The organism is Corynebacterium sp. CCUG 65737 (assembly GCF_024454115.1).
Classification (GTDB): domain Bacteria; phylum Actinomycetota; class Actinomycetes; order Mycobacteriales; family Mycobacteriaceae; genus Corynebacterium; species Corynebacterium genitalium.
Genome location: NZ_JAGPZB010000007.1, coordinates 130,075 through 136,829 on the forward strand (window position 1 = coordinate 130,075; position 6,755 = coordinate 136,829).

Sequence of the window (6,755 nt, forward strand, 5' to 3'; positions counted from 1 at the left end):
CTAATCCTTTTTCTGCGACTTGCGAGAGACGTTGAGCTGCTGCTTCGAGATGTCGCTCTCGTCCATAGCATCAGCCTCCGGCTCGCGCACGACACGCTCGCCGCCGGAGGTCTGGAAGTTCTGGGCGAAGCTCTCGTTGACGCGGGCCAGGGTCCCCTTCGACTCGTCGGACAGGGCTGCGCCGCCGTCGACCTGCTCGTAGACCTCAGGGGCCTCAGCGCGGATCGTCTCGTGCAGCTCTGCCTCATAACGGCGGACATCTTCGACGGGAACGGAGTCGAATGCGCCCTCGTTAGCGAGGTGGATGGAGATGATCTGGAACTCGACCGGCTGGGGGGAGTTCTCCGGCTGCTTCAGCAGCTCGACGAGGCGCTGGCCGCGCTCGAGCTGGCGCTTGGAAGCGTCATCCAGGTCGGACGCGAACGCTGCGAAAGACTCGAGGTCGCGGTATGCGGCCAAGTCCAGACGGAGGTTACCCGCGACCTTCTTCATGCCCTTGGTCTGTGCGGCACCACCGACACGGGAGACGGAAATACCGACGTCAATGGCCGGGCGGACACCCTGGTTGAACAGGTCGGACTGCAGGAAGCACTGACCGTCCGTAATCGAGATGACGTTGGTCGGAATGAAGGCACCGACATCGTTCGCCTTGGTCTCGATGATCGGAAGGGCCGTCAGAGAGCCGGCGCCGAGCTCGTCGTTAAGCTTGGCAGCGCGCTCCAGCAGACGGGAGTGCAGGTAGAAGACGTCACCCGGGTATGCCTCGCGGCCCGGCGGGCGGCGCAGCAGCAGCGAGATGGCGCGGTAGGCCTCAGCCTGCTTGGTCAGGTCATCGTAGACCACCAGAACGTGGTTGCCCTGGTACATCCAGTGCTGGCCCAGAGCAGCACCGGCGAACGGTGCCAGCCACTTGAAGCCTGCGGAGTCGGATGCCGGAGCGGCAACGATGGTGGTGTACTCGAGTGCGCCGTGCTCCTCGAGGGTGCGGCGCACACCAGCAATGGTCGAGCCCTTCTGGCCGATGGCAACGTAGATGCAGCGGACCTGCTTCGTCTTATCACCGGTCTCCCAGTAGGCCTTCTGGTTGAGGATGGTGTCGATGCAGACCGCGGTCTTACCGGTCTTACGGTCACCAATGATCAGCTGGCGCTGGCCGCGGCCGATCGGCGTCATGGCGTCAATCGCCTTGATGCCGGTCTGCATCGGCTCCTCAACCGGCTGACGGTCGAGCACGCCTGCTGCCTGAAGCTCGAGCACACGCTCTTCGTCAGCCTCAATCGGACCCAGGCCGTCAATCGGCTGGCCCAGGGGGTTGATCACGCGGCCGAGGAATGCCTCCCCGACCGGGATGGACAGGACCTCACCGGTCCTGGAAACTTTGTCGCCTTCGTAGATCGTCTCGAAGTCACCCAGGACCACCACGCCGACGGTGTCGGTGTCGAGGTTCTGTGCGACGCCGATGACGCCGTTGGAGAACTCAAGCAGCTCGTTGGTCATGCAGCTCGGCAGCCCGGAAACCTGGGCAATACCATCTGCAGCCGACGTCACCACGCCGACCTCCTCACGGGAGGCCTCCGCGGAGTAGCTCGAGGTGTAGTTCGCTATCGCGCTACGGATCTCATCGGAGGAGATCGTCAGCTCCGCCATAATCTTTCCTGCTCTCGGTAGATTCTTCCAGCAATTTCGTTTTAGTAAGCCGTGTTGGCTGCCATGTCGGCACGCATGCGCTCAAGTTTTCCGCGCGTGGAGCCGTCAATGAGTTCATCGCCAACGCGGATGGTCACACCACCGAGGAGGCTGGGGTCAACCTCAGTGTGAATGGCCATCTCGCGGCCGTAAATCTGTCCAAGCTTTTCTGCCAGTGCCTCGCGCTGAGAATCAGTCAGCTCAGTTGCAGCGGTCACTGCCGCAAACTCCCGACCTGTCAGTTCGGCCGACTCGCGGGCGATGCCTGCGATGTCGTCGACCGGATTGTCCTCTGGGCGGCCGACCACCTGCAGCGCCAACGCTTCGGTGTACATAGACACCTTGCCGTAGAGCACGCTGGCCAAAAGCTGACGCTTCTGGTCCGTGGTGGCGGTGCGGTCAGACAGCAGCTGGGTGAGTTCGCTCTCGCGCTCAAAGAGGCGAGACAGCTGGAAGAGCTCGGATTCGACCTCGCCCAACTTGTTCTCGCTCTCTGCGCCGCGCAGGAGTGCCCTGCGGCCCAGGTGCACGAGTCCCTCACGGAATTCGCGCGGGGCGGACCACTCGCGTGCGCTTGCTTCGCGCAGCACCTCAAGCGTTGCTTCAGCGACCTTGCCGCTGAAGATCTCGCTCATGATGCCAACACGCTGCTCTTCGGCGAGCGAAGAGTCAGCCACGGCGATGCGCAGCGCACGGTTCTTGTCCAGCTGGTCCACAACAAGGAACAGCTCGGTGCCCACCTGGGCTGCGACGGATACGGACTCGCCTGCGTCGGCTTTGTCGCGGATGATCGCGTCCAGTTTCTCTGCGACGGCCGACTGTGCTTCGCGGCTAGCTGCTCTCATCGACGCCTCACTTTCCGGATGCCGAGCGTGCGGACACGGTGTCCAGCTGGCTCAAGAAACTGTCGATGGTGTTGGAACGGCGGGTGGAATCCGACAGTTCCTCGCCGAGGAGCTCCTCTGCGAGGTTGATGGAGTTCTGGCCGATCTCGTTGCGCAGCTCAGCAATGACCTGCTCACGGGAGGCCATCAGCTGCTTCTCACCAGCTTCGACAATGCGACGGGACTCAGCCTCAGCGTTGGCGCGTGCCTGTGCTTCGATTTCCTTGCCCTTTTCGCGGGCAGCTTCGCGGATCTCGTTAGCTTCGGCGCGTGCCTGTGCCAGCTGAGCGTTGTTCTTCTCCAGAGCAGCCTTTGCCTGTGCCTGAGCGGACTCAGCCCGCTCGATACCGCCCTTGATCCTGTCTTCGCGCTCAGCCAGAACTTCCTGGAACTTCGGCAGAACGAATTTCCAGAAGAGGATGAAGACGACAATGAAGACGACGAGGGACCAGACGATGTCGTACGGCGCGGGGAGCAGAATGCTCGGAGAAGCACCAGCGGGATCTCCCTCGAGGTTCAGCTTCTCGCCGCCCTCAGCCGCAAGTAGGTGAATGACGTTCGTCATTGGTTACTCCTGATCTAAAAGGTCTTACAAACTTCTTTTGTGCGAAGTGTTCTTTTAGAACAGGAACCCGGCGACCAGGCCGATCAGGGCCAGTGCCTCGACGAAGGCGATACCCAGGAACATCGTGGTGCGCAGCTGGCCAGCCATCTCCGGCTGACGTGCCATGCCCTCGACGGTCTTGCCGACGAGGATGCCGATGCCGAGGCCCGGGCCGATGGTGGCAATGCCGTAGCCGATGGTGCCGAGACCGGTCACGGTCTGCTCGTTTGCCTGGGCGAGGATGATGTCGTTCATGGAAAGTCGTTCCCTTTCTTGATGTCCGGCCCGTTGCTGGCCCGGACGGTGACGAAATGTGTGGGGTTATTCAGTTGGCCTGTCAGTCAGTTCGCGCCTGACTAGTGCGAATCTGCGTGCAGCGACAGCTCGATGTACACCGCGACCAGAAGGGCGAAGATGTACGCCTGCAGGAAGATGATGATCAGCTCGTACAGGGTGAACAACAGCGCTGCGATCACAGTCAGACCACTCACTGCCGTCCATGCGTTGAGCTGCCAGAAGAACAAGTTCGTGGCGGAGTACAACAGGACGAGAATGATGTGGCCCGCAAGGAAGTTCGCCATGAGACGAAGAGCCAGCGTGACCGGACGCAGAATGAACGTCGAGAAGAACTCGATCGGCACCACCAGAAGGTGAAGAGCCGGCGGCAAGTTCGGAATCACAAGGGAGTGCTTCACGTACTTGCCAAAGCCGTGGCGGGCGGCACCCGCGTAGATCATGGCGATGTATCCCACCAGCGCCAGCACAATCGGCATGCCAATGCGAGAGTTCGGCGAGATGTTCAACCCCGGAATGATCGTGGCTACGTTCATGAATAGGACCGTGAAGAAGATGGTGGCGATAACCGGCAGGAACCGCTTCCCCTCCTTCTTGCCCAAGATGTCTTCGGCGATTTGCACGCGGACGAAGTCCACGGCGATCTCACCAAGGTTTTGCAGGCCCGACGGAACCAATTTGGGGTTCCGGAAGGCGACAGCAAAAAGGACCACAAGCACGAGCGCCATCAGAAGACGGACGATCATGATGCGGTCCAGCGCGAACCAACCACCGAGGAAGTTTTCCCCGATGATGTGTAGGCCCTCATTGTATGTTTGCCCCGGGAAAAATTCTGGGCCAAGTTCAGGCGCGTGGAAGCTACCCTTCATGGCCAAAGTTGTAACGCTCAGCGTTCTCTCCCGTTCTCGGGCCGCGAACCTGTCGGGATTCGCGGTGCGATGGACGTCTTGAAGTTCTGCCTACCGCGGCGGACTCCGTCGCACATCAGCTACCGCGGGACAGGGGTGAGACCCGCGATTAGCCTATCAGCAGGACCCCCAAAACGTGCATGTTGGGGGGAGGTAGTCTTCGCCGATTTACCTGCTGGCTCACAGCCGTCACATTATGGCAGGTGTAGGCGATTTTCATGCGCCTGTTACCTCAGTCACAGACGGAGCACAGGGGGCAGAACAGCTCCCCCGCGCGCTTGTCGACGCCCCGTGCGTCACCCCACATACGTCACGTTCGTAGTCATCACGCCCCATACTTCGGTGGCGAGAACGACAATGAGCGCGAGGATGACAGTCACACCGAGCGCGGCAGTGTCATAGAAGTCCATGGTGCGCAGCCACATGAGCGCCAGGATCAAGACGATGAGCTTGACCAACCAGCTGCCCAGGACGACCGCCATGGTTGTTGAGGGGGATGTACCCGACGTCGCCAGAACTGACGCGACGGTCAATAGGACGAACCCGCCGCCGATCGCCGCACCGATGAGCACGCCCCAAATGCCCGGCAGGTCCCGGATGCTCCCCCAGATCGCCAGCGAGATGACGGTCATGACAAGTAGCGCCCATCCGCCTGCTTTGAAAGCACGGATGAGCGGGCGGCGGTGGTCCTGGAACTCAGAAATATCGTTCACGGCGTGGCCGGATGTTCGGGCGTCGGAAGTGTTCACGGACCCTGATATTACAGAAGGCCCAGGTGCTTCTCGACGCTCCGCTGCTAACCCCAGATAATCGGCTCCACGGTATTACCGGCATCGGCAACACCGGGAAGACCGTAGTCGAACGGGTACATCAACGTCGCCGGCCGCGCTGCATCTTTGCGGCCCAGTTCGACGGCGGCTACAGCAGCGCGCGCGTATGGGTAGTTCATAACCAAACCCGCTTGGGCCACCGGCACCCGCGATGCCGGGGGGATGCCGCAAGCGTCGTCCGCACCGCCGACAAGTCGCATTGTCGTTTCGCCTTCGGTGGTGCCGGGCAACAGTTCCGGGGGCACTACAGCCGCCCCGCTGATGTCACCCACTCCGGGGACGACATCATCGCGACCAGAAGCCTTGGCGACCGCGCCGAGGTACGCAATGTCGTAGGCGAAGCACACGTACTCCTTGTTGCCTTCGGCGGCCGTGGCCGGGGCCAGTGCGACCTGCTCAGGGGCAAGGTCAATTCCCTGGTACGGGGTCACGGACCAGACCAGCAGACGGCCTTCAGCATCAGCGCTCGCAACAATCGCGGGCTCACCGAAGGGCAATTCTGTCCCCGGTGGAGTCAGTCTCGTTTCCACACCGTTCGGGTAAAGAACCTCGGGGATCTTTGGCGCGGGCTCGTTCGACCGCTCAGCGCCGTCATTCAGCTCACCATCGTTGTCGACAGGGCTTTCCTCAGATTGAGCTTCCCCACTCTTGCTACCGATGGGCTTCAGCGATTCTTTTCCGTCTCGCGGGGTCATAGGCTCCGGGTGTGCCCCGCTGCTACAGGCGGCAGCACTTAGCCCCACCCCGACGGCGGTGATCACCGAGAGGATAGCTCGTTGCGCCACGTGTCGTACGCGGCCCACTTTTTTAGTTTTCTTCATGTCTGGGGTACCTCATTGTTGAAGGTTTATTCTCTAGGGTTGCTTTGCTCCGCATCTGTTGGGGTGTGGGTGTTCTCACCTGTATCAGCCGGCGCCGCAGTGGAGCGGTCTTCGCTGACTGGCGCATTCTTCGGCACCAGCCGCTTACTCACGCCCTTGCACGTCTTAGCGATGATGCGCTCCAAGGGCCCCTGGCCGAATGCAAGATGCCAGAAGCTGGCGAAGATGAGGAAGAATATTACTTGACCCAGGAACCATTCCGTCCAGTAGGCCTTGATCGAGTCGGTGAAGTAGGCGAATGAGACCAGGTGGGTGACATAAATGGTCAGCGTCATCGATCCAGCCGCGATCAGCGGGAACAGCACGTGGCGCAGTGCCTGCGAGATAACCAACGTGAGCCCGAGGAACAGCACCGCGAAGCCGAGTGATTTCACCAGCGAGAAAGGCGTGTTCGTGTGCGGGCCGTCAATGGCTAGCCACCATAACGTGTCGGTAGGAAGATGCTTCGAGGGACCGTAATCGATCGTGTCGATGATGTCTTCCGCGTCATAACCGTCGGTGTAGTAGTAGAGCGCCTCAAAGCCGCCAAGGTAGTCGATGAGAAACCACGACGTGATCGAACCAATGGCGATGAGCACAAGGCCCCAGAGAAGGACCTGACCCCTTTTTGGTGGACACCTGATATCCAGCCCGGTTGGGCTGGGAAGAAAGGTAATCTACCACCATGT

The 6,755-nt window shown here is 60.9% G+C and carries 8 protein-coding genes; all 8 read right to left on the reverse strand.

Annotated elements, in window-relative coordinates; all coding sequences use genetic code 11:
• Complete coding sequence (gene atpA, locus KBX17_RS07390; RefSeq protein ID WP_256019143.1) at positions 1–1,647, reverse strand: F0F1 ATP synthase subunit alpha; 1,647 nt, start codon at positions 1,645–1,647, stop codon at positions 1–3.
• A 41-nt stretch (positions 1,648–1,688) separates the two neighbouring features.
• On the reverse strand, positions 1,689–2,531 hold the full coding sequence (locus tag KBX17_RS07395; RefSeq protein WP_005290546.1) for a F0F1 ATP synthase subunit delta: 843 nt from the start codon (positions 2,529–2,531) through the stop codon (positions 1,689–1,691).
• A 7-nt stretch (positions 2,532–2,538) separates the two neighbouring features.
• A complete protein-coding gene (locus KBX17_RS07400; RefSeq protein WP_255996140.1) occupies positions 2,539–3,135 on the reverse strand; it encodes a F0F1 ATP synthase subunit B in 597 nt (198 codons plus the stop codon).
• 54 nt (positions 3,136–3,189) lie between these two features.
• A complete protein-coding gene (locus KBX17_RS07405) occupies positions 3,190–3,429 on the reverse strand; it encodes an ATP synthase F0 subunit C (RefSeq protein ID WP_005290550.1) in 240 nt (79 codons plus the stop codon).
• Between the two features lie 101 nt (positions 3,430–3,530).
• Entirely contained in the window at positions 3,531–4,337 is an 807-nt protein-coding gene (gene atpB, locus KBX17_RS07410) for a F0F1 ATP synthase subunit A (protein ID WP_256019145.1), read from the reverse strand.
• A gap of 335 nt (positions 4,338–4,672) precedes the next feature.
• Positions 4,673–5,125 carry a hypothetical protein gene (locus tag KBX17_RS07415; RefSeq protein ID WP_255997313.1) on the reverse strand — a complete coding sequence of 151 codons (453 nt, stop codon included), beginning with the start codon at positions 5,123–5,125 and terminating at the stop codon, positions 4,673–4,675.
• 47 nt (positions 5,126–5,172) lie between these two features.
• Entirely contained in the window at positions 5,173–5,901 is a 729-nt protein-coding gene (locus KBX17_RS07420; RefSeq protein WP_256019147.1) for a hypothetical protein, read from the reverse strand.
• A gap of 152 nt (positions 5,902–6,053) precedes the next feature.
• Positions 6,054–6,665, reverse strand: a complete 612-nt coding sequence (locus KBX17_RS07425; RefSeq protein WP_256019148.1) for a hypothetical protein — start codon at positions 6,663–6,665, stop codon at positions 6,054–6,056.
• Positions 6,666–6,755 lie beyond the last annotated feature (90 nt).